Annotated in this window: 14 protein-coding genes; 12 read left to right on the top strand and 2 right to left on the bottom strand. The window is 48.1% G+C overall.

Going from position 1 to position 24,861, the window contains the following annotated elements:
• Window positions 1–66: 66 nt before the first annotated feature.
• The gene (locus tag DN752_RS10840) at window positions 67–2,952 is read right to left on the bottom strand and encodes an outer membrane beta-barrel protein (protein WP_112783961.1); all 2,886 of its coding nucleotides are present in this window, start codon (window positions 2,950–2,952) and stop codon (window positions 67–69) included.
• Window positions 2,953–3,670: 718 nt separating this feature from the next.
• On the opposite strand from DN752_RS10840, the gene DN752_RS10835 reads away from it, so the two are divergent.
• A complete protein-coding gene (locus DN752_RS10835; protein ID WP_112783960.1) occupies window positions 3,671–3,853 on the top strand; it encodes a hypothetical protein in 183 nt (60 codons plus the stop codon).
• A 54-nt stretch (window positions 3,854–3,907) separates the two neighbouring features.
• On the opposite strand, the gene ytxJ is transcribed toward DN752_RS10835, so the two are convergent.
• Window positions 3,908–4,243, bottom strand: a complete 336-nt coding sequence (ytxJ, locus tag DN752_RS10830; RefSeq protein WP_112783959.1) for a bacillithiol system redox-active protein YtxJ — start codon at window positions 4,241–4,243, stop codon at window positions 3,908–3,910.
• A gap of 433 nt (window positions 4,244–4,676) precedes the next feature.
• Between ytxJ and DN752_RS10825 the strand changes: the two genes are divergently transcribed.
• The 11 genes from DN752_RS10825 (at window position 4,677) to DN752_RS10775 (ending at window position 24,587) form a co-directional block, all read left to right on the top strand.
• Window positions 4,677–6,386: a polysaccharide lyase gene (locus tag DN752_RS10825; protein WP_394337168.1), complete on the top strand. Its 1,710-nt coding sequence runs from the start codon at window positions 4,677–4,679 to the stop codon at window positions 6,384–6,386.
• Between the two features lie 62 nt (window positions 6,387–6,448).
• Window positions 6,449–7,108, top strand: coding sequence for a DUF3826 domain-containing protein (locus tag DN752_RS10820; RefSeq protein WP_112783958.1), 660 nt, complete (start codon window positions 6,449–6,451; stop codon window positions 7,106–7,108).
• Between the two features lie 12 nt (window positions 7,109–7,120).
• A complete protein-coding gene (locus tag DN752_RS10815; RefSeq protein WP_245949506.1) occupies window positions 7,121–10,276 on the top strand; it encodes a DUF6298 domain-containing protein in 3,156 nt (1,051 codons plus the stop codon).
• Between the two features lie 200 nt (window positions 10,277–10,476).
• Entirely contained in the window at window positions 10,477–11,904 is a 1,428-nt protein-coding gene (locus DN752_RS10810) for a glycoside hydrolase family 140 protein (RefSeq protein WP_112783957.1), read from the top strand.
• A 169-nt stretch (window positions 11,905–12,073) separates the two neighbouring features.
• Window positions 12,074–13,654 carry a glycoside hydrolase family 28 protein gene (locus DN752_RS10805; RefSeq protein ID WP_112783956.1) on the top strand — a complete coding sequence of 527 codons (1,581 nt, stop codon included), beginning with the start codon at window positions 12,074–12,076 and terminating at the stop codon, window positions 13,652–13,654.
• Window positions 13,655–14,031: 377 nt separating this feature from the next.
• On the top strand, window positions 14,032–14,976 hold the full coding sequence (locus DN752_RS10800) for a glycoside hydrolase family 43 protein (protein WP_245949505.1): 945 nt from the start codon (window positions 14,032–14,034) through the stop codon (window positions 14,974–14,976).
• The gene (locus DN752_RS10795; RefSeq protein ID WP_245949504.1) at window positions 14,973–17,024 is read left to right on the top strand and encodes an exo-alpha-sialidase; all 2,052 of its coding nucleotides are present in this window, start codon (window positions 14,973–14,975) and stop codon (window positions 17,022–17,024) included. Before DN752_RS10800 ends, DN752_RS10795 begins: the two co-directional genes overlap by 4 nt.
• Window positions 17,025–17,175: 151 nt before the next feature.
• Window positions 17,176–20,007: a glycoside hydrolase family 78 protein gene (locus tag DN752_RS10790; protein ID WP_112783955.1), complete on the top strand. Its 2,832-nt coding sequence runs from the start codon at window positions 17,176–17,178 to the stop codon at window positions 20,005–20,007.
• Between the two features lie 389 nt (window positions 20,008–20,396).
• Window positions 20,397–21,302 (top strand): dihydrodipicolinate synthase family protein, encoded by a 906-nt coding sequence (locus DN752_RS10785; RefSeq protein WP_112783954.1) that lies wholly within the window; start codon window positions 20,397–20,399, stop codon window positions 21,300–21,302.
• Window positions 21,303–21,591: 289 nt separating this feature from the next.
• Window positions 21,592–23,172: a sodium:solute symporter gene (locus DN752_RS10780; RefSeq protein ID WP_112783953.1), complete on the top strand. Its 1,581-nt coding sequence runs from the start codon at window positions 21,592–21,594 to the stop codon at window positions 23,170–23,172.
• A 269-nt stretch (window positions 23,173–23,441) separates the two neighbouring features.
• Entirely contained in the window at window positions 23,442–24,587 is a 1,146-nt protein-coding gene (locus tag DN752_RS10775) for an iron-containing alcohol dehydrogenase (RefSeq protein ID WP_112783952.1), read from the top strand.
• Window positions 24,588–24,861: the final 274 nt, after the last annotated feature.

Genomic DNA, 24,861 nt, shown 5'->3' with positions numbered 1-24,861 from the left:
TTTCCATCTAAGAGGTATTTCACTCGTGATATTTTGTCACTTCGTTTTACTTCGGGCCCGATAAATCTACCAGCTTCTTGCTCCCCCTCTTGGTGGACGGAATCCCCCTGGGCGATCTGGTCGGTCTCCTTCTTCTGGCTTTTTGAATTTACCGATTATATAGGTAAACGTGATCAACCCGTATCGGGTGAGGACATTGGAGTGGACGTCGGATACTGTCACATCGGAAACGGTCCTGCTTATGCTGTTGTTTTGACCCAGAAGATCGAAGATGCTGAGTTTTAGTTCGCCTTTATTTTCTTTAAGAAAACGATAGCCAGCTTCGACATTCCAGAGCCAAAAGGACTGGTCAAAGCCTTCCGAAAGTCCCGTGTACCAGGTATTGGTCAAGTTTGAATTGACGAATAGTTTCCCATCATTGGGAGAATAATAAAACTGGAACGAGGAGTTCTGGGTGTAGTAGTTGTTTTCGTTGGCTGTTTGCAGACTGCTGTTGACGATATTGTAGGTGCCGGATGCGGATAGTGTAAAATCAACGTTCTTGCTGATATTACTCGTCAGGGAAAGCCTCTGGGTCAGGCCAATATTATCGTTATTGTTTAGTTGGTTATTGATCATCCCAGGCGTTCGGCTAAAGCTGACACTGGTGTTGGTGTTGAAGTTGGACTTTAGTTTTTCCCAAGGGCTTCCATAATTCAGAAAGACCCGGGCATTCCATCTGCCGTGGAGGTTGACGGGCTGAGTGATCTGGCCCCCTTTGCGGAGCAGTACTTCCCCATTGATCAAGGTGTCCTGACTGGTCACATAAGTGTGTGTTCCAATGTAATCATTGGTAAGTGACCCGGTGGCAAAGACAAAAAGGGTCTTGGAGTTTTCCATATCGAATTTGCCAAAGTTGGCAAAGAGGTTATGATTATAGCTCTGGCCCAAAGAAGGATTACCGATGCTGAGCTGTAGGGGATTACTATTGTCGATGACATTCTGAAGCTGGTTTACACTGGGTTCATCCGTGCTGGTGCGGTAGCGGAAGCGCAGGTTTTTGCCCGTTTCTCGGGAGCGAAAACTGATGCTGGCATTGGGAAGCAGGTTGTTGAAGCTACGGGAATAATTTGCCATAACCGGAAAGACAGCCTCATTGTTCAGTTTGGCATGCTGATAGTCCAGGTTCATGTTGACATTCCATCCGTTGTCACTAAAGCGGTACCCAAGGCCCACTTTCTGGGTAGTGAACTTGTTGTCAAACTCATTGCTGAGCGCAGTGTCCAGCACCATGATATTTTGCTCTCGTGCCAATACATAGGTTTTTTGGTCCGCACTGCTTTTATTATTGCCAATGGAATAATCCAATGACACAATCGATTTTTCGCTCAGGGGCTCGGTATAGGTGATGTTTGCCCGGTAATTAAACCCGTCGGAAAGTGCCGTGGTCTCCTGTAATGTCGTATCGATAGCGCTGTTTACAAAATCTGTATTGGCCGTCAACAGCTCTGTGAGCTGGTCCCTGTCATTTATGCTGGTGAAGATATTGGTGGACAAGGTTCGCCCTTGTTTGTCAAATTTGTAGCGGTAAGTGAAGTTGTTGGAGAAATTGAATCCATTGACATCCCGGTCATTTAACGTTCTGGCGGCACTAAGGGAATCCAAGTTATTGTCCAAGTTGAGCCCGTCCTGGTCGCTTATGCTCAAATTGTCTTGAAAGCTAAAGCTGGGAGCAAGGACAATACTGTTTTTGTCATCTATATCGTATTCCATTCGGGCCCTAAACCGATGATTTTGGTTTTTGGTGTTTTGGAGCAGCTGCTCTTGGTAATATTGGTCAATATCTTCCGAAACGACCGTTTGGGTATTGGTAAGTTGATTGAGGTTTGTATTGGAGTTATTGAAGAAATAGCTCCCTGTAAAATTGATTTTTTCCCCCCAGCGGTCACTGTAGTTCAGCCCAATGGAGTTGGTTTTGGCGATGCCGTTATTATTGCCCGTTATGAAGTTTGAATCTTCGCCGCCTCCTGGCCCCCTTCTGCGCCCACGGCCCACTCCTCCGGACACCCCCAAGAGGTCTTCCGAGGAGAAGTTTTGTTGATTGATATTATTGGACAGCCCGATGATCGAGATCCGTTTGTCTCCTTTAAAAAGGTTGATATTGCCCCCACCTGTATATCGGTCGTCGGTACCATAGCCTCCATATACCCTACCAAAATATCCATTGCGCATATCCCCTTTGGTGATGATATTGATGGTTTTGGCATAATTGCCATCGTCTAATCCCGTCAGCCTTGCTTGGTCGGACTTTTGATCGAGGATTTCTACTTGATCGATCATGTTTGCCGGGAGGTTTTTTAGGGCAATATTGGGATCACTGCCAAAAAACTCCCTACCATCCACCAGCACTTTCTGCACCTCTTCCCCTTGTGCTTGGATGGTGCCATTTTCGATGACGACACCAGGGATTTTCTTTACCAAATCTTCCGCATAGCCATTTTCTTTGGTCTTGAATGCCCCAGCATTGAATACGGCGGTATCTCCTTTCATCTCGCCCACAGGGATCTGCCCCTCCACCAGGACCTCATTGAGTTCATTTTGGTCCTCCATCAGGCGAAGTGTCCCCAGTGAGATGGGGCCGCGCTGGTCAAGGGTTTGGCTAAGTTTGGTATAGCCGATGTACGTAATCTCCAAGACCAATGGAAATACCCGTGGCCTGTTGAGTGAAAAAGCACCCTTTTGGTCCGTCACCGCTGATGACAGTAGGGAGTCTGCTTGGCTCTTTATGAGAATATTCGCACCGATAAGTGGCTCTTCTGTACCGGCGTCGATGACTGTCCCTGTGATGGTGAGCGACCTTCTGCCTCCGGGACCTTGTCCTGCTGGCCTTTCCGTAGGTCGTTGTGCAAATGATGGATAAATCCACGTGGCCAACAAGAGGCTAAAAATGATTTTGGTAACGGTGTCCTTCATGCGTTTAGTTTTTAACGCTTGTTAGACCGCAGAAATGGGCAGATGTTTAAGGGGCATTAAAAAATAAATGGCCATTTATTGCATAAGGCAAATAATGGCCATAAATGGTATATATCGAGGTTGGATCCCAAGCTCTTGGGGTTTTACCTAGAATCAATGCCGTTTAGTTAGTGTGTATCTGGAAAATACGGATCCTATATTTTTTCCTTGGGCAGCATTTCGTCAAACCTGTCTAGCAACGAGATAGACAAGCCTGCCTTTTTGCCCACCCGCTTTTTAACCCGATTTATGCATTAGGAACCGTAGTGAGGACTGAAAGTGCAAGAAAAGCAGTTGGTTTGGAGGTGTGAGCGTAGCACCGCTACGGTTACACCGAAAACTAAAGCAAAGCGGCTGATTTTAAAGCAATTTCAGGTCGCAATAGATTGGCTAATGCATATTTCGGGTTTAATTTCTTAACGCCCAATACCTGCAAGGCGGATCCAATTAATAAGTTTCTTTGGATAAATTAATACCATTATTCCATGCAGTGGCATATTTCTTAACTAAAAGGTTGAGCCAGAATTATGGGCCCTGTTGAGTCCACAAAAGGTGTCGCTTCCTTTTGACGGCCCTTGGTATGCCTGTTTTTCAGTAGGTGGTGGAGGCCGTTAGGAAAGGGAGTTGGCTCGCGTCGTGGAACAGCGAGACCCACTCTCTTTTAGGCCGTAGCCACCGGATGAAAATTAAAATGGGCGACGGATCCCCGTCACAGGGTAAATCCATGTCCCATTTTAAAAGGCATACCACAGGCCTAGATTTTTTTCTTTCTTTTTTCATCAATGGAAAAAAGGAAAAGGATAAAATCCACCAAGATGATCAGGTTTCCCCAGCCAAAGTCAATCAAAAAAAGGACTTTTAGGTATATGAAAAGGAGGATATATCCTTAACTAAACGGCATTGATTCCGGGTTTAATTACACCTTGTCAATAATATCTTGGTAATTGATACCCATGTGGCTGGTGTCATAAAAAGCCATGCCGTCCTTGAGAAGGATCACTTGGGGGGATTCATGGTCCACGGCAAACTCTTGGGCGATGGCATTGGAGATATCACGATAGCTCAGCAGGTCCAGTACGTAAGGACTGACTTTTTCGAAGTCTCCCTCCTGCCAATTGCGTTGCAGCCGGTTCCAGGCCATGCCACTGATGCTGCAGCTGGTAGAGTGTTTGAAGATTAGCACCGGTTGGTTCTTGCTTTCTTCTTTGATTTTATTGATTTGTTCGAGGTGATCAATTGCTTTCCAAGTCATAGTTTCTTTTCGTTTGGTGTGTAACAACCCAAAAGCTGGTTTTGGTTCGAAGATAAGTGAAAAATGGTTATGATGGGGAAGTCTTGAGTAGTGAGTCTTGAGATTTGAGCCGTGAGACACAGGACAGGTAAGATTTGAGTTGCTGACCGTATAAGCGGTTCCTGATTCCTGTGCTGAGCGTGCTCCCATTTTACCGCCCCAACTTCATGCTTCCAATATCCCTTTTCAGGTCAATAATATCCCCGTTCAGGTGCAATGTAGGCTTTTCAGCAGGATAGTTCAGGAAGGTTTGGCTACCTTATTAAGTAACTTTACATAAGTAATTTAAGGAATATGTACGGTATCACCGACTTTCTTTGGCTTGTAAGATTAACAGCGGTATGGCTTTGCGAAGCTGCTGCCCTAAACCTAAAATTAACTGAATATGTTGGCTATGAATAAGTCATTTTGGCAAAAAAACTTGCTCATGATGGGTGCATCGGCACTGCTGGGCATGGAAGCATTTGCTCAATATCCCGAAATCCCACCGGCCATGCAGGCCAAGACCGACTCCATAATGGCCTTGGAAGAAGCGAGACTGGACAAGGTATGGGACGAAATTTACCCTACCATCCAACAAGAAGCCACAGAAGGAAGGCCTTATATGCGCTGGGCATCTTATCCCAAGGATTTTGTAAAAGCCGCTATTCCTGCTTTTCCTGGTGCAGAAGGTGGCGGAGCCTATACGGCTGGCGGAAGAGGGGGAAAGGTTTTCGTCGTGACCAGCTTGGCAGATAGTGGCCCAGGAACGCTACGGGAAGCGTGCGAGGCTGGTGGTGCCAGGACCATTGTGTTTAATGTCGCCGGGATTATCCAACTGGAAAAACCCATCAGCATCCGTGCTCCCTATGTCACCATTGCAGGGCAGTCAGCTCCTGGGGATGGCGTTTGTGTGGCCGGTGAGACCTTTGCGGTGGATACACATGATGTGATCATCCGGCACATGAGGTTCCGAAGAGGTGCCACGGATGTGACACGTAGAGATGATGCGCTGAGTGGTGACCCCATGGGCAATGTCATCATCGACCACTGCTCGGTGAGCTGGGGCTTGGATGAAAATATCTCCATGTACCGAAACATGTTTACGGCCAATGAAAATTCAGATCGAAAGAAATTGCCTACCGCCAATATTACCATCCAGAATACCATTTCGTCCGAAGGACTGGATACCTATAACCACGCTTTTGGCAGCACCATCGGTGGGCTGAACAGCACCTTTATCCGAAACCTTTGGGCCAATAACATTTCCCGGAACCCTTCCGTGGGGATGTACGGGGACTTTACCTTCGTCAATAATGTACTGTTCAACTGGTGGAACCGGTCCGTGGATGGCGGTGATTACCGTTCCCTGTTCAACATCATCAATAATTACTACAAACCGGGACCGATGACGCCTGAAGGCAAACCCATCAGCTATCGGATCATCAAACCAGAATCTGGCTATTTGGATCCCAAGACCTTTGGTAGGGCTTATGTGGATGGAAACTACGTAGAAGGCAATCCACAGGTGACCGCAGACAACTGGGACGGTGGCGTGCAGCCTGGTGATCTCAGCCCTGCAGAGAGGGAAAAGCACTTTGCCTATATGCGTCAATCCAAGCCATTCGAAATGGCACCGCTAAACATCATGTCTGCCAAAGCAGCTTACAAGTTTGTATTGGACCATGCTGGAGCTACATTGCCCAAGCGTGATGCGGTGGACCAGCGGATCGTGAAGACTGTCAAGAGCGGTCAAATCAATGCACCGGAAGGAAAAGAAATGGAAATCGGAGCAGAACTTATCAACAGAAGATTGCCAATAGATTCTTATAAAAAGGGCATTATCGTCCATCCTGACCAAGTAGGTGGTTATCCAGAATACAAGGGGTCTCCTTATCAGGAATCCGATGGTGATGGTATCCCAGATGCTTGGGAGGAGAAATACGGCCTCGATCCCAATGATCCTTCTGACGCCAATGCAGACCTCAATGGTGATGGCTATACCAACCTCGAAAAATACCTCAACGGTATCGATCCCACCAAAAAAGTAGATTGGACCAACTGGGACAACAACCACGATACCCTGTTGGAAGTGGCCAAGAACGGTGGGCTTTTGCAGGAATAAGTATCAATGCCTGTTCCGTGTTTTTAATGCCTTTAAAATCAAGATTAAGAAATCAAACAACTATGAAAACGAATATAAAATCACTTCTATTTGCAGCCATTATGATGATGGGATTGGTGCAGCTAACGAATGCCCAGGACTTTGATCCGGAGTATGTGAAGGTGACCAATGAACGGGCCAAGAAGATCGTAGAGAATATGGATATTGCTGATGCCCAAAAAGCAGATAAGGTAACCGACTATATAGCCAAACAATACAGAAACCTTAGCCTGATCCATGACGAGCGTGACACGCAAATCGATGCGGCGAAGGAAATGTACGAGGGCAAGAAGCAGGAAAAGAAAATCAGCAAAGCCGAAAAGAAAGCCAACAAGGCCATGGCCAAACTACACAAGAAGTACCTTGCACAGCTTTCTTCCGAATTGACTGCAGAGCAGGTGGATCAGGTAAAGGATGGGATGACCTACGGTGTGGCTCCCAACACCTTCAAAGTGTACCAAGAGATGCTGCCAGACCTTACGCAAGCGCAGAAAGACAACATCTGGAATTGGTTGGCAGAAGCCAGAGAGCATGCCATGGATGCAGGATCTTCCCATGCCAAGCACGCTTGGTTCGGAAAATACAAAGGAAAGATCACCAATTACCTCTCGGATTTAGGCTATGATCTCAAGCAGGCTGAAAAGGATATGTTTGAACGCCAAAAAGCCGATAACAATCAATAAGCTACGAAAAAAGTGAAACAGTTTTATAGCAATAATAAAAGGTTGATAGGCATCCAAAATTCTGGGAGAAGGTTCTTCCAGAATTTTGTGGTACTTGGCCTTTTGGTCTGTTGGTCTTTGCCGCTTATGGCGAGGCAGGACGAAAACCCCATCAGCCGGGAAGAGGGAAAACTCCATTATCAGCAATATGATAGGGGCAATACGGTCCCGGATTTTTCCTATTGCGGGTATATGGCCAGTGAGAAAGCGATCCCTACGGTGCCCGTGAAAGTGGTACTTCCACCTGTCGAGGGGGATGCAACTGCCCACATCCAAGCTGCGCTTGAATATGTCGGCAGCTTGAAGGCAGATGAAAATGGCTTTAGAGGAGCCGTTTTGCTGCAATCAGGCACTTATGAGGTAGCTGGACAGCTTCAGTTTGCCCAATCAGGTGTAGTGCTCAGGGGAAGTGGCCAAGGAGAAACGACCTTGCTCGGTTCAGGCAAAACCCGTGAAACCCTTGTTCGGGTACTGGGAAGGGATAATCGCGCATTTGGTGATACCCTGCACATCACCGATGATTATGTGCCCGTCAATGCACAGGAAGTAACCGTGAATGGAGGGATTTCGGCAGGAACGAAGGTCATGGTGGTGCGGCCTTCTACCCAAGCGTGGATCGATGCGCTTGGAATGAAGGATTTTGGCGGCGAGACCGGCTGGATAGGCTGGAAACCCGGCGGCCACAACCAATATTGGGACAGGGAGGTAGCCAACGCGGCAGAAGGAAAAGTCACCTTCGATGTGCCCTTGACCAATTCCCTTGACCAAGAATATGGTGGAGGATACCTGGTGGCCTATCACTGGCCGGGGAGAATAAAAAATGTAGCTATCGAAAACCTCACCATGCAGTCCACTTATGATCAGGCTAATCCCAAAGACGAAGACCACCGCTGGTCGGCCATCTCCATGGAAAATGTTCAGGACGCTTGGGTGAGGCAGGTGGAGTTTAAGCATTTTGCTGGGTCAGCCGTGGCCGTTTATAAGACAGGTAGGAGAATCACCGTGGAAGATTGCCGCTCTTTGGCACCAGTGTCCGAGGTGGCAGGAGAGCGACGAAACACCTTTTTTACAGAAGGACAGCAAACGCTTTTCCAGCGTTGCTATTCGGAATTTGGCTATCACGATTTCAGCACCGGACTGGCCACTGCCGGTCCCAATGCTTTTGTGCAGTGCAAGGCTTACTTGCCCCACAGCTTTAGTGGTGCCCAGCAAGGATGGGCTTCGGGCGTATTGTTTGACATTGTGAGGATCGATGGTCACGCATTGGTTTTTGCGAACCGCATGCAAGAAGGCCGAGGTGCCGGATGGACTGCTGCCAACAGTGTCTTCTGGCAGTGTGATGCAGCTGAAATCCGCAACTACAGTCCTCCTACCGCCCAAAACTGGGCGTTTGGAGCTTGGGCGCAATTTGAAGGAAATGGCCACTGGATCGAAACCAACAACCATGTCAATCCCCGCAGCCTTTACTATGCGCAGCTGGAAGACCGGTTGGGCAGCTTGCCTTTGGATCCGTTCCTGATGTCTGTGGGGTCCGAACCGACCAGTAGTCCCTCGGTGGAGCAGGCAGCGGAGATGACCATGCTGGCAAGGGAACCTTTATTGACCATGGAGGAATGGATCCGTCAGGCTGCTGAAAGAAACCCAATAGATACCAAGGCTTCCCAAGCTAAGGCCTTTTCCGATTTAAAAATTGATATAGAAAAAGCCGATAAAACTACCGCTCCCCGTGTGGTGATCGAGGATGGGCGGCTCACCTGGAATGGCCAACTGCTTACCGGCCAGACCCAATCCGTCCAATGGTGGCGGGGAAGCCTGCGCCCGCGAGACGTAGAGCGGGCACGTCCGCATGTGACACGTTTTGTACCGGGAAGGTATGGGGAAGGCTATACGGATTTGATTCCCGAGGTAGTATCCACTATGAAAGCGGAAGGAAGTGTAGCCTTGGATCACAACTATGGACTTTGGTACGAGCGAAGAAGGGATGACCATGAGCGGGTCAGGAGACTTGATCCGGATGTATGGCCGCCCTTCTATGAGCAGCCTTTTGCCCGAAGTGGCCAAGGAGAAGCTTGGGACAGACTGAGCAAATATGACCTGACCAAGTACAGCTATTTTTATTGGAGCAGATTGGATCAATTTGCCGATCTAGCCGAGCGGGAAGGTATTCTGCTGATGCACCAAAATTACTTCCAACACAATATCCTGGAGGCAGGAGCCCATTGGGCAGACTCCCCTTGGCGAACGGCCAATAATATCAATGATACCGGCTTCCCAGAGCCCCCGCCCTATGCCGGCGATAAGCGCATTTTCATGGATGAATATTTCTATGATGTAGACCATCCACAGCGAAGGGAATTGCACCGGAAATTTATCCGGCAGTGTTTAGGGAATTTTGCCGATAACAGCAATGTGCTGCAATTTACCAGTGCCGAATACACAGGGCCACTGCACTTTACGCAATTCTGGTTTGATGTGATTGGGGAATGGGAAGCGGAGACCGCAAACGATGCCCTGATCGCACTGAGTGCCACGAAGGATGTGCAGGATTCCATTTTGGCAGATCCGGTAAGGAGCAAGTTGGTGGATGTGATTGACATTCGCTATTGGCATCCTTCGGAGGGGGAGGATTATACACCTTTGGGAGGAATGCACATGGCTCCACGTCAGCATGCCCGAAAAATGAAACAGGGAAAGGAAACCCCAGGTGCTATTTACGAAGGGATCAGAAAGTACCGCGACCAATTTCCCGAAAAAGCAGTGATCTACTCCACACCTGCTGGCAGCAGGATGGGCTGGGCGGTGCTGTTTGCCGGAGGCTCATTGCCCAATTTGCCCGTCGTGGCAGATCCATATTGGAAGGAGAGTCTGGCCATGATGAAACCCGTGGAAGATGGCAGTGGGGATTGGTTGATGAAGAATGAAAAAGGAGATGTGCTGATTTATCTGTCAACATTAGATACGGCCGGAAATACGGGTTTTAGTGGTCAAATTCCTGAAGATGGAGAATTGCTGGTCATTCACTCCGGAAGCGGGGAAATTATCAAAAGAGGGGTAAGCCCCAAAGAAATGAACGCTGGTTTGTCGTTAGAAGCCGAAGGTCCCGTTGTCCTGTGGATTAAAGGGAAATAAAGGAGGCATTTGTTGTTCCGTCGGCTGTGCCGCGGGACTAGCTAAAGTGGAGTCTAAGACTCCATTTTCATGGTGCAAGGGGAGAGACCCTGCACAACTATAGCTGGAATTTGCCATCCCCTTACTTTGAGCTGAACGTGTGGAAAAAACATCATAACCTTACAACATTGAAATAGTAAAAATCTTTCAACAATTATACCATGAAACTCAACATAACACTGGGCATCGCAGCCCTTGTCCTTGGCTCCCTACTAGGCTGCCAAAGCAATAAAACTGAAACACAAACCGCAGCAAAGCCAGCAGAAGCCCCAAAGGGCCTGCCCTTCCTGAAGGTTTCCGACAATAAGCGCTATTTCGTCACCACCAGTGGCGAGCCATTTTTTTGGCTGGGGGATACCGGATGGTTGTTGTTCAATAAGCTCAAGCGGGAAGAAGCGTTACACTATTTTGAAGACCGGAAGGAAAAGGGTTACAATGTCGTTCAGGTGATGACTTTGCATACCCTTGATGCCGTCAATGCCTACGGCGACAGTGCCTTGGTGAACCAAAATGTGGCCACGCCGCTGACACATCCTGGAAGTGATTTTGCGGATTCTACCGCGTACGATTTTTGGGATCATATTGACTTCTTGGTAAGGGAAGCCGAGAAAAAAGGCATTTACATGGCCATGGTGCCCGTTTGGGGTTCCAATGTCAAGGACGGTGCCGTCACGGTGGAGGAAGCAAAGAAATATGCCAAGTTCCTCACCCTACGCTACAAAGACCGTCCCAATGTCATTTGGCTCAATGGAGGAGACACCTTTGGCAATGAGCATACGGATGTATGGAATGCCATTGGCGAAACCTTGGACAAAAATGACAGAAACCACCTGATCACTTTCCACCCAAGAGGCAGAATGCAATCTTCAGATTGGTTCGCAGATGCCCCGTGGATGGATTTTCATATGTTTCAGTCGGGTCATCGTCGTTATGACCAAGACGACACGGACAGGGCCTATGGCGAGGACAACTGGAAGTATGTCCAGGCGGATTACAAACTGGATCGTAAAATGCCTACCGTGGATGGAGAGCCCTCTTACGAAGGCATTCCAGAGGGACTTCATGATCCTGAAGAAGGGTTTTGGGGTGCGGATGCAGTAAGAAGATATGCCTACTGGGCGGTTTTCTCGGGAGCAGCAGGCCACACTTACGGCCATAGTGCCGTGATGCAAATGCACCGTCCCCAAGATGGCGAAGTGGGCGCTTACGGCAATACCAAACTATGGACCGATGCCATCAATGACCCTGGTGCCAAGCAGATGCACCACCTGAAAGACCTGATAGTGCAATTCCCGTACTTGGAGCGTATTCCTGACCAATCCCTGATCGCCAACCAAGGAGAGCAACACGATCATTTGGCTGCCACCAGAGGCGAAAAATACGCACTCATCTATACGTATACCGGTAGGGCCATTCAAGTAAACATGGAGGTGATCAAAGGTGAAAAAGCCACGGCGAGCTGGTTTAATCCCAGAAATGGGAAAATGACCGAAATCGGTGAAGTGGATGCCAGGGGCGTTCAGGAGTTTAAGCCAGACGGGAAGGTGCAGGATGGCAACGACTGGGTCTTGGTGTTAAATTACAAGTGAGAGTAGTGAGTCATGAGTACTGAGATGTGAGTCTTGAGATTTGAGACTCTTAAGCTGTACGGGATTTGGATATCCGAGCCAATTCATGAGGCTGACCTGTCCGGGATTTGTAATCCCGAACCAACAATAATGGGGATTTCAAATCCCCAACTACCTATCAAAATAACCTATGAAAAGAATAACAAAATTACTGTTTGTGGTAGGCCTTTTTGCCTTTAGTCAATCGTTGACAGCGGCCAATTCCGGCTGGACCAATATTTTGGATGTTGGTGGCAACAACGAAGGGGAGCTTTGTACGGAAGCGATCCAAAATGCCATTGACAAGGCTGCAGAGGAAGGTGGAGGAACCCTGTATTTCCCGGCAGGTGATTACCTTACGGGAGCCATTCACATGAAAAGCAATACGACGCTTCACTTGGATGCAGGAGCAGTGTTGCGGTTTTCTACCAATTTTGATCATTATTTACCCTTCGTGCAGATGCGCTGGGAAGGTACTGTGATGAATAACTTCTCACCACTGATCTATGCGTATGAGGCAGAGAATATCACCATTACCGGTCGCGGAAAAATAGATGGTCAAGGCAAAGACTGGTGGATGGAAATGTACCGCATCCATGAGGCAGATCCCGAAACCCTCAAGGAAAGCAAATACCAAAAAATGTGGACTGAGGCCAATGTGGGACTGGAAACCACTCCCAATTACCAAAAGACGATGCGGCTGAAGTTTTTCAGGCCGCCATTGATCCAGCCTTTCCGCTGCAAAAATGTACGCATCGAGGGAGTGACCATTGTGAACTCACCTTTTTGGACGGTAAACCCCGCTTTCTGTGATAATGTCACCATCACCGGTGTCACCATCGAAAACCCACCCTCTCCCAATACCGACGGCATCAACCCTACTTCGTGTCGCAATGTGCACATCTCCGATTGCCATATCAGCGTGGGCGATGACTGTATCACGATCAAGTCAGGCAGGGACATTGATGGCCGCAAGTGGGACACTCCGACCGAAAATGTCACTATCACCAACTGTACGATGCTTAGCGGGCATGGTGGAGTGGTGATCGGAAGTGAGGTTTCGGGAAGTATCCGTAAAGTAACGATCTCCAATTGTGTCTTTGATGGCACGGACAGGGGAATCCGACTGAAAGCAGCCAGAGGACGTGGCGGTGTGGTCGAAGAAATCAGGGTGGACAATGTGGTCATGAAGGACATTCAGCTGGAGGCCATTGTGATGAACCTGTTTTATGATAAAAATACCAAAGAAGGCCCAGTGACAGAAGAGACACCCATCTTCCGCAATATCCATATTTCCAATGTCACCGGAAGCGAAGTAAATGTGGCCGGAAAAATCCTGGGTATTCCTGAAATGCCTATCGACCAGATCAGCTTCTCCAATATTAACATGCAGGCCAAAGAAGGAATTTCTATTCATACCGCCACCAATGTGGAGCTGCATGATGTACAAATCACCACTGAGAAGGGACCTTCAGTAAGTGTGACGGAGACAAAAGGTATCCTACTGGACAATATCAAAAGCCGTCGACCCCATGCCAATCGACCTGTGATCGAAATGACGAATGTAAGCAATGCCTTGGTCACCAATAATTTTCCAATGGTCAGTACGCCGAATTTCTTAAAAATAGTCGGAGAAAAGAGCATGGACATCTTTATCCAAAACAACCAATGGAACAATGTGGAGGAACCAGTGATAAAGGGGAATGAGGTGAAAGGAGTATCAGGACAATAGAGGCTAGACAATGGATTTGAGTAACGGTATCCGGTGTGTTGGATGATCCAAGAGGGCTAAACTATCTATCCCAAAGGGGAGAAAGCTCTGAGAGCTTATGAGGCGAGGTTGTAAGGTTAAAAAGTGGGAAGGTGGTTTCTACTTATAAAGCCGTGTCTGGTTCCTATGGTGACAGAGGTATATCGAATCAGAAGATGGATACGAAAGTGCTTGGCAATTAAATGGAGATGTGCCCTGATAACTCCGAAGGGGTGTTAATATTTTAGTGGTGGGTAAAGCCTACGGTAAAGAAAGGCTAAGCTCGCTGTTGGGGATTTTAAATCCCGAACCGGAATAAGGGGGATTTGTAATCCCCGTAAGATTTAATGAAGAAATACATGAAGAAAAAAGTCGAACATTATTGGTGGGTAGTTGGGTTAATACTGACTGGAATCTGCTTTCTGGGCTGTCAGTCAGAGAAGGAGTATTACATCTTTACGTCCTTTAGAGAGCCTGCAGACGAAGGGCTTTACTTGGCTTATAGTGAAGATGGGTATCACTGGGAGAGCCTAGGCGGCCCCTTCCTTCCTCCGGAAGCAGGCAAGAGTAAAATCATGCGTGACCCCTCTGTGGTCAGAGGGCCAGAGGGGACGTATCATATGGTGTGGACCACCGATTGGAAGGGTGGCAATGGTTTTGGCTATGCCAGCACTAAGGATTTTATTCAATGGTCGAAGCAGCAATTCATCCCTGCGATGGCCCATGAGCCCGAGGTGGTCAATGTCTGGGCACCAGAGATTTTTTATGACGATGAAGAAGACCGCTACATTATCATCTGGGCATCCACTATTCCTTTTCGCTATGAAAAGGGCGAGGAGGAAGAGCGTAACAATCACCGGATGTACTATACCACCACCAAGGACTTTGAGGAATTTACCCCCACCCAACTCTTTTTGGAGCCTGGATTTAGTGTGATCGATGCGGTGATCGTGAAGCGAAAGAAGGATGATTATGTTTTGGTGCTGAAAGACAATACCCGGCCCAATAGAAATATTCAAGTGGCTTTTAGCAATTCCCCTTTAGGCCCGTGGGAGGATTACTCCGCTCCTTTTTCTGACTTTCTCACTGAAGGTCCTACCGTACTGAAAGACGGAGATAAGTGGCTGATTTACTTTGACAGCTATGGAGCCAAAACCTATCAGGCCGTCAGCACCGATGATTTCGAGAATTTTACCAGTATTGATGATCAGATCAGCTTGCCCGAGGGCCATAAACACGGTACCATCAGCACGGTTTCCAAAGAAGTGCTGGATAACCTAAAAGCCAACGCAAAAACGAAATGAAGCTATTTAAGCGTATGAAGATAGAAGTACGAGGTACGAAGTATAAAGGACGAAGGCCAGGAAATGCTGAATTTCCGTGCTTCCCAGGCGTCATAGCGAGGAGGACGGGAGGACGACGTGGCAATCTCCAATTAAAGGGCTTAGCCAGCAAACTGTTCCGGATGTCTGTACAGGGCCTTTCCGAAGGAACGAAACCGTTCAGGATTTGTAATCCCCGAATTATACATTATTTATTGATCCTATGCATTATCACCATCACCTCAGCGCAGCTTTCCGCCCAGGACACTCTGCATTACAGTGGCAGTACCTTGTCCAGAGTGGATTATCACCATGGGCAGCTGAAGCCGGCCATTGGCGTGCACGCTGTCCAGACCATGCGTGCCAACCGGGAACAGCCTGAAAAAGGGGACGGCTTTGGCTGGACCTATAACCACGCGCCGATGATCGCTTTTTGGGAGGGTAAATTCTATATGGAATACCTGAGCGATCCGGTTGGGGAGCACATTGCCCCGAGCCAGACCCTTCTGCAGGTTTCTGATGATGGCTACGACTGGACAGCTCCCGCAGTGATTTTTCCCCCTTATCGTATTCCTGATGGCACCACCAAAGAGGGACATGATGGCGTGGCCAAAGACCTCGATGCGGTGATGCACCAGCGAATGGGCTTCTATGTAGCTGACAATGGTAAGTTGCTGGCGCTGGCCTATTATGGGATTGCCCTGGATGCACACGATGGACCGAATGATGGCAACGGCATTGGGCGAGTGGTCAGGGAAATCAAAGCGGACGGCAGTTTTGGACCGATCCATTTTATCCGATATAACGAAGGGTGGAGTGAAGAGAACACCGATTTTCCATTCTATGAGTCTAGCAGGGACAAGGGCCTTGTGGAAGCCTGTGACGAATTGCTGAGCAAACCGCTGATGATGCAACAGTGGGTAGAAGAAGCAGATCGCGATGACCCTTTGATTCCCCTAAAGAAACAGTACAAAGCATTTAGTTATTATCACCTACCTGATGGCCGCGTGGTAGGCTTGTGGAAACATGCCCTTACCAGCATCAGCCATGATGGCGGGAAGTCCTGGGAGTATAGTCCGCTGAGAGCCCCAGGCGTCGTAAATGGCAATGCCAAAATCTGGGGGCAACGAACGCCGGATGGAGCTTATGCCACGGTTTACAATCCTTCCGAATACCGGTGGCCACTGGCGGTTTCTACCAGTCAGGATGGAATTGACTATACTGATTTGCTGCTTGTACATGGGGAAATCACTTCCATGCGCTATGGCGGAAACTACAAATCATACGGCCCACAGTATGTTCGAGGGATTTTGGAAGGTAATGGCACTCCGCCGGATGGCAAGATGTGGTTGACCTATAGTGTCAATAAAGAGGATATTTGGGTGGCTTCTGTGCCCACTCCCATTACTGCAGATGCTGCTGGTCATGCCAATGAAGTTTTTGACCAGTTGCCTCAGGGACGCGAACTGGACCTTTGGAATACCTATAGCCCGCAGTGGGCCAAAACGGGAATCAGCCAAAAAGATGGTAAAAAATACCTGACCTTCCATGACAAGGACCCCTTTGATTATGGCAAGGCACAGCGGATGGTACCAAGCAGTAAGCAGCTGCATGTGGAGTTTACGGTCAGGCCGGGGCAAAGTGATCACGGTAAATTTCAGATCGAAATCCAAGATGCCAAAGGTCGCCCAGGGGTGCAGCTGATCTTTGACGAAGATGGGCTGTTCAAAACGCGAGCTGGTTACCGAATGAATACCCTCACCGAATACCAAAAAGGGAAAAGCTATCATGTGGAAATGGACCTCAACACGGAAACACGCTTCTATCAAATCAAGGTGAATGGAGAGGAAAAAGGGCCTAAGCTCTTCTTTGCACCGCTGAATGCGATGGAGCGAGTAGTGTTCAGGACAGGTGCCCAGCGTTACTTTCCCAATGCAGAAACACCGACCGACCAAGATTATGACTTGGACAATGCTGGAGACGAAGATCCGGAAGCGGTGTTCTATTTGGAGTCGCTAGTGACGTATTAGAAATTTCCTTAGGGATTTAACCACGGATGAAATCCTGAATTGACGATAATTAAAGTGTTAAGTTTTGCGGACGATATGTCGTCCTTGCGTCCCTTGCGGAAAAAAAAGCAGATAATTGAAATTAGTTATAAACAATAGATAATCCTAAAGCATGAAAATAGTTGTCAGCAACTCCATCATACAACTTTTTTGCACGATAGTGTCCCTATTGTTGTCAGGGGGCTTGCTGCTCAGCTGTAATTCTGGGCCAAAAGGCACCCTCCTTCAGGTAGCCAAATCCACCACAGAACTGGCCGTAAACCCTGTGAACATGGAGAAAATGGCTCCGCGATTTGGTTGGGAGCTCGTTGCGGGAGAAAACGGTGCACGGCAGACGGCCTATCAGTTGGTCGTGTCCCATTCAGCAAGTGATGAAGAAGCTTCCGTCGTTTGGGACAGCGGAAAAGTCAGCAGTGATCAGAGCCAATTGATCCCTTATGAAGGAGGTTCGCTGATCAACGGAGAGCGGTATTTTTGGAAGGTGAAAGTGTGGAATGAGGAAGGCATCGCATCGGATTGGAGTGAATTGGCCTTTTTCGAGATGGCACCCTATGAACTGGAAAAGGAAGCTCAGTGGATCGGCGCCATCACCCGTGCAGAAAGCGGATTGCCAGCTGGTAGAAATTACCATGAACCGGACATGCGCCGAGAGGAAAACAAGGAAAAATGGCAGAAGGTGAAGCCTTTGGCAAAGCAGAGCATCCAGCTTCGAAAGGACTTCAAAACCGAAAAAGCCATTGAAAAAGCCACGGTATATATCAGTGGACTTGGTCATTATGAGTTGACCCTCAATGGTAAAAAAGTGGGCAAAAGTGAATTTGCACCGTTGTGGTCAGATTATGATAAAACCGTCTATTATAATACCTACGATGTCACCGAGCAGCTCGAAAACGGTAACAATGCCATCGGCGTGCTGCTGGGCAATGGCATGTACAATGTTTCCGGCGACCGCTACGCCAAATTCCTGATCAGCTTCGGCCCGCCGACGCTTTTTTTCCACATGAAAGTAACTTATGCTGATGGTCAGGAGCAAGTGATTTCATCTGACGATTCCTGGAAGTGGTCAGCAAGTCCGATTACATTTAATTGTGTTTTTGGCGGAGAAGATTATGATGCCAACTTGGAGCAGGAAGGCTGGAACAAGCCCGGCTTTGATGAGGAAGGCTGGATGTCAGTGGTGCTTCAGGAAGCACCCAAAGGTCAATTACGTCCACAGCAGGCCGCTCCCGTGCTTATCCAAAAACAATACGACATCAAAGCAACCACCGAACCAGAAGCCAATACCTACGTGCTGGATATGGGGCAAAATTTGGCTGGCTTTCCTTCCATCAAAGTGAAAGGTAAAAAGGGACAGCAAGTCAAGCTGGTCGTCGGTGAGCATATCAAAGAGAATGGCTTGGTGGGCCAAGGCCGAACGGGAGGTCCGCATTACTATGAGTACACGCTCAAAGGCGATGGAGAGGAATCCTGGCAACCTAGATTTAGTTTTTACGGGTATCAATACATCCAGGTGGAAAATGTCAATTTGCCTGGTCAAGAGCAACAGGAAGGTCGCCCGACCATTACCGCAATCAAATCCAATTTCATCTATAATGATGCCCATGAAAAAGGCACCTTTGAGAGCTCCAATGAGATTTTTAACCAAACCCATTGGCTGATCAATAATGCTATCAAAAGCAATATGCAGAGTGTGTTTACCGACTGCCCGCACCGTGAGAAATTGGGATGGTTGGAAGAGACGCATTTGAATGGCCCTGGTTTGTTTTTCAATTATGACCTTACCCAATTGGTGCCCAAAGTCATGCAGGACATGGCAGATGCCCAGCGGGAAAATGGCTTGGTGCCAAATATCGCGCCGGAATATGTGGTCTTTGGCGGTGACTTTACCGATTCTCCCGAATGGGGAGTGGCTGCGGTGGTGCTGCCATGGATGTATTATGATTATTATGGGGACAGCTCCTTGATCCGCGAGTACTATCCCATGATGAAAAAGTACATCGACTACTTGGGCACAACAGCCGAAAACCACATTGTATCCCATGGATTGGGAGACTGGTACGACTACGGAGAGCATGCGGCAGGATACTCCAAAAACAGCCCGATCGCACTTTCGGCCACGTCCCATTATTACTTTGGAGTGAAATTATTGAAGAAAGCAGCACTCATGCTCCAGCGCGGAGAAGATTACCGCCAATATAGCCGACTGGAAGAAGCCGTCAAAGAGGCTTTTAACAAGGAATTCTTTGACCCCGAAACCAACCAATATGGCACAGGCAGCCAGTTTTCCAATGCAGTTCCTTTGTTCTTGGACATGGTAGAGGCTGCCAAGCGGGAAGCGGTACTGGAGAATTTGGTCAAGGACATCAAAGCCCAAGGTTACCGGCTGACGACAGGTGATGTGGGCAACCGGTATTTGTACCAGACGCTGGCAAGAAATGGGCTGAATGAGGTGATGTACGAAATGCAGAACCACTACGATACACCAGGTTATGGTTTTCAGATCCAATTTGGGCTGACGACATTGACCGAGCAGTGGGATCCCCGTAAGGGCAATAGCTGGAACCACTTTATGATGGGCCAGATCGAAGAATGGTTTTATCGGGATTTGGCAGGCATTCAGTCAGATCCAGACCAGCCAGGCTTTAAGCATTTCTTTCTGAAGCCACAGATGGTGGGCGATATGACCTTTGTGAAGGCCACTTATGAAAGTATTTACGGAACCATTGGTTCGGAATGGAAAAAGAAAGAGGGCAGCGTTCAATTCCTTTTTGACATTCCCGCCAATACAAGCGCTACCGTGGTACTTCCCATGGCCAAAACGGCGCAGGTTTTTATCAATGGAAGCAAGGCTGAACATACCAACACAGTTACCAAATCGGAACATCCCTCTCACCCTGCATATACCTTGGGTTCGGGAAGATATAGTATTGAGGTGAAGATATAGTATTGAGACATGAGAGGTGAGTCTTGAGAATCTTCCTCGTCGTGGCGGGGTAGATTGGAGCAAGGAGCAAAATAAGAATACAGATAGCAAAATATATGGTTGAGTCGGGAGACTCAATCTTTGTGCTCCCGCGTCAGAGACGGCGGGAGAACGCTAAGCCGTGGTTTGTGCTGGGTCTCTGCCCCAGCACAGTAAAGCATTGAGTCTCTGACTCAATAATAATTGGACCAAGGCAAAAGTGCAAATATGGATAAAAATCGTCATTGTGATGACCGAAGGAAGGAGGCAATCTCATCTAGCGAAGAGGGGACGCTTAATTATTCTTCCTTGTAATGACGGATGAAAAGTTGGTCTTTAGTCTGAAATCTAACTGCAGCAATCTAAAGAAAATGAAAAAACAATATCAAGGCGTGGTGGTGCCGATGGTGACGCCACTGACAGCGAGTAGAGAGATTGACCGAGAGGCGGTGGCCAAGATGATGGAGGAGTTTGCCAAAAATGACATCTCGCCTTTAGTACTTGGAACTACCGGAGAGTCGGCTTCTTTTTCGGAGAAGGAAAGTCTCGAAATGATCAAAGCAACCGTGGCCTCCAAAGCGCCCCATCAGCAGGTGTACGCAGGAGTAGTAAGCAACCTGGTGGAAGAGCAGCACCGCAGAGGGAGCCAGTACTTGGAGCAGGGAGTAGATGCGATCGTGGCGACCTTACCGGCTTATTATGTCCTGTCTGATGACCAGATGAAGCTGCATTTTGAAGGGCTTGCAGACCATCTTAAGGGACCACTGCTGATGTACAATATCAAGGCAACTACGCAAATGTCCATTCCCCTATCTGTAGTGGAGGAAATGAGTCATCATCCACACATTTGGGGACTGAAGGACTCCGAAAGGGACATTTCCAGGATGCATGCGGCGATCGACCACTACCAGAAAAGGGCAGATTTTTCCTTTTTCTGCGGATGGGGAGCCCAGTCGGCCAACAGTCTCAGGACAGGGGCAGATGGTATTGTGCCAAGTACGGGCAATATTGTTCCTGAAATGTACAAATCCTTATATACTGCCGCAAAGGAAGGTGATGAAGAAGGGGCGGTACATTATCAGGAATTGACCGATGAGGTGGCCAAAATCTACCAAGGAGGAAGAAGCCTCGGTGCGTCTCTCGCAGCCCTAAAGGTGCTTCTGCAGCAGAAAGGATGGTGCCAAGCGTATCTGAAACCGCCGCTGACCGAACTGAGCAAAAGCGAAGAGGAAAAGGTGCTGAGCGATTGGCAAACGATGATGGAGCAGGTGAAGTGAGGAATTACCGGACCGTAATGCCAAAAGTTATCTTGTAGTTCCGTCAGCTGTTCTGCGGATGATGGTAAATGAGTCAGGAGACTCAACTTTCACAGTCCCGCGTCGGAGACGGTGGGACAGCAGGACATACCGGTGATCTGTGGGGAAACAGACCATGGTAATGAGGGGACGAAAGAACAACAGATAAATTTACCTTGGCGTTTTTGTGCCTTAGTGGCAACTGTTCAACTTTATAACATTAAAACGTTACAACCTTGACAACCAAGAAACAATTTAACCCAATAACCAAATGAACGCATCATTACATTGGATAGATTACCTGCTTATCGTCGCCTCGATTTTGGGGACGGTTTATATGGGGATCTATTTTTCCAAACGACAAAAGAGCAGCGAGGATTATTTTGCCGGAGGCGGGGGAATTCCTTCCTGGGCGATTGGCATGTCCATTTTTGCTACGCTTATCAGTAGTGTGACCTTCTTGGCCTATCCGAGTGCAGCGTATAAATCCAATTGGATATTGCTGGTGCAGGGACTGATGGTTCCCATTGTGCTGGTATGTATGATCTGGGTGATAGTACCGCTGTTCAGGAGGGTGATTGGTCTCAGCACTTACGAATACTTTGAAAAACGCTTTGGTTTCTTTGCGCGCTTGTACAGCTCTTTGGCCTTTGTGCTGACCCACTTTTCGAAGATGGGAACAGTGCTTTACCTGGTGAGCTTGGCACTGAGCAGCATGATGGATGTCAATATCTTTATGGTGATTGGGGTGTTGACCTTTGTGATCATCGTACTGACCCTGTTGGGAGGCATAGAAGCGGTGATCTGGATGGACGTGATCCAGGGATTTTTGTTGATTGGGGGCGGATTGTTTTGCTTGGGGCTGTTGCTTTGGGTGCCCGAAGGAGGTCCCCAGCGGGTCATGGAAGAAGCCATTAATAGGAATAAAATCGGCTTTGGGCCGTATGATATTGATTTTACGCAGCTCACCTTTATTGTGATGGTGGTGAATGGGATTTTTTATGCCATCCAAAAGTACGGTACCGATCAGACCATTGTACAGCGCTATTTGACGGCAAGAAATGACCGTGAAGCTAAGAAGGCGGCATATATGGGGGTATTTCTGAGCGTACCGGTGTGGGCGCTTTTTATGCTGATCGGCTCCTTGCTGTTTGTGTTTTACCAGATTTCAGGTTCAGCGCTTCCAGAAGGCACGACGGTGGATGCGGTATTTCCTTATTTCATCATGACCGAATTGCCCCCTGGCGTTACAGGTCTCGTGATAGCGGCGTTGGCGGCAGCGGCAGTTTCCAGCTTGGATTCTGACATGAACTGCCTAGCGGCCGTAGGGGTCGAAGATTACTACAAACGCTTCAATCCGAATTGTAATACCCATCAAAAGCTCAAGGTAGGGCGGATATTGGTGCTGATTGCTGGATTGGCAGCGGCTTTGGTGGCGGTGCTATATGTCCTTTGGCAGGGAGAGGGAGTACTCGGTGCTGTGTTTGGGCTCTATGCCATTTTCTCTGCCGGGATTGTAGGGATATTTCTTTTGGGACTCTTTAGCCGCAGGGCCAATAAGGAAGGGCTTTATATCGGGATAGTGGCCTGTGTTTTATTTACCGCCTACGCCTTGCTTACTTCCACTCCGATGAGTTTTGGCGGAGGTGAAAAGACGCTACTATTGGATTTTGGTAAGTTCAATTTTGCGCAGCACAAATACATGCTGGGTGTTTACAGCCATTTGATCGTCTTGATCGTGGGCTATGTGGCCAGTTTGTTCTTCAAGAGACCACCGGCAGACGAAAACCTCACGATTTACGGCTATTTCAAGCAAAAGAAGAAAATGGAAAGAGTGAAGGAGGTAGTCTGATATCAGCTGAAAAGGACGCGGTTACTGCAGAAGTTTATGATATGGCAGCTATCAATTTAGATAATGAAGCGCTCCCTACCAAGTCAGCGGCACCTTTCGCACCACGGCAAACTAGCCTATCAAACCAGTGGTTTTGCGTTCTCGTTCTGGTGGCTTCGGCTCCGCTCAGCCACCGAAGCCGAAGCCACCGGAAAGGGACCGAAGCCACCGAAGCCGCATACTAGTGACCATAAATGAAAACAAATAACAAAAACCAATAACGAAATAAGATGAGGGCGATAACTTTATTACAACCCCCAAAACTAGTGTTTGGAGCCGGGGCCTTTTCCCGGTTTGTGGAAGATACTATAGCTGCTGGTCGGCAGCGGATATGGATTTTGGTGGCCCAGCCATTGGTGGACACCTTGAATGGAGGAGTGGAGGAAATGAGAAGTGCAGGATTAATGGTAGATGTAGTGGTTTACGAAGCTGGAGAACCTACATTTACCCTTTACGAGGAATTTTTACAGCAGGTAGAGAAATTTGGTCCGGATACTGTCGTGGGCATTGGTGGAGGCAGTGTCTTAGATCTGGCCAAACTTTTGGCAGCCATGCAGGACAGTACTGGGCAGTTATCCGATTTTGTTGGTATAAATTTGTTAAAGAGCAGAAGCACACATATGGTGTGTATTCCAACTACCTCAGGAACAGGGAGTGAAGTGTCTCCCAATGCGATCCTGCTAGATGAAGGCACCTTGGAGAAAAAAGGGATCATCAGTCCTTTTTTGGTACCAGATGCCACTTATATTGATCCGGCGCTCACTATTGGGCTTCCGCCAAAGATAACTGCGGAGACGGGGATAGACGCCTTGTCGCATTGCATTGAGGCATTTACCAACAAGTTTAGCCATCCACTAGTGGACGATTATGCCTTGAGGGGAATTAGCCTGATCGGCCAACATCTCCATCGGGCATTTGAAGTGCCCGATGACATGGATGCACGATCGGCAGTGGCACTTGGAAGCATGTACGGAGGGCTTTGCCTGGGGCCAGTGAACACCGCCGCGGTACATGCGCTATCTTACCCTCTTGGTGGAAAGTACCATGTGCCCCATGGACTGGCGAACGCGGTATTGCTCCCCGAGGTAATGGCTTATAACCTTCCTTCCAATGTGCAGAAGCACGAGCAGATAGCATTGGCACTGGGAGCAGAAAGGGGAACTACTTCGGAAGAAACGGCCAAAAATGGCGTGGAGAAAGTAAAGGAACTGGTGAAGCTATGTGACATACCACAAAACCTCACCAAACTGGGTGTCCAGAAGGAAGATGTAGCTGAGTTGACCGGCTTGGCCATGAAAGTGACGCGCCTGCTCAAAAACAATCCCAGAGAAGTAACCTTTGCCGATGCCGAGGAAATATATTGTCGCTTGTTTTAAAGGGGTGTGAGTAGTGAGATGTGGGTAGTGAGATATGAGACGTGAGACATGAGAATCCTCCCCGCCACGGCGGGGAGGTTAGGTGGGGTTATTTTTGAGCAAAGAGAAACACAATTGGATTTTAGTAAATGACTAGCGATTACAATAATTGATAATGAAAACTAATATTAATCGGGTCAACACTAATCAGGGAAGTACAATAAGAATGCCGGGGCTGAGGCCTCGACATCGCCGATAAAACGAGGAAAGTACTTAGAAAAAAGAAAATAGGGTT

The organism is Echinicola strongylocentroti (assembly GCF_003260975.1).
GTDB lineage: Bacteria > Bacteroidota > Bacteroidia > Cytophagales > Cyclobacteriaceae > Echinicola > Echinicola strongylocentroti.
Note: the sequence above shows the minus strand (reverse complement) of the source record. Positions and strands in the feature narration are given on the sequence as shown.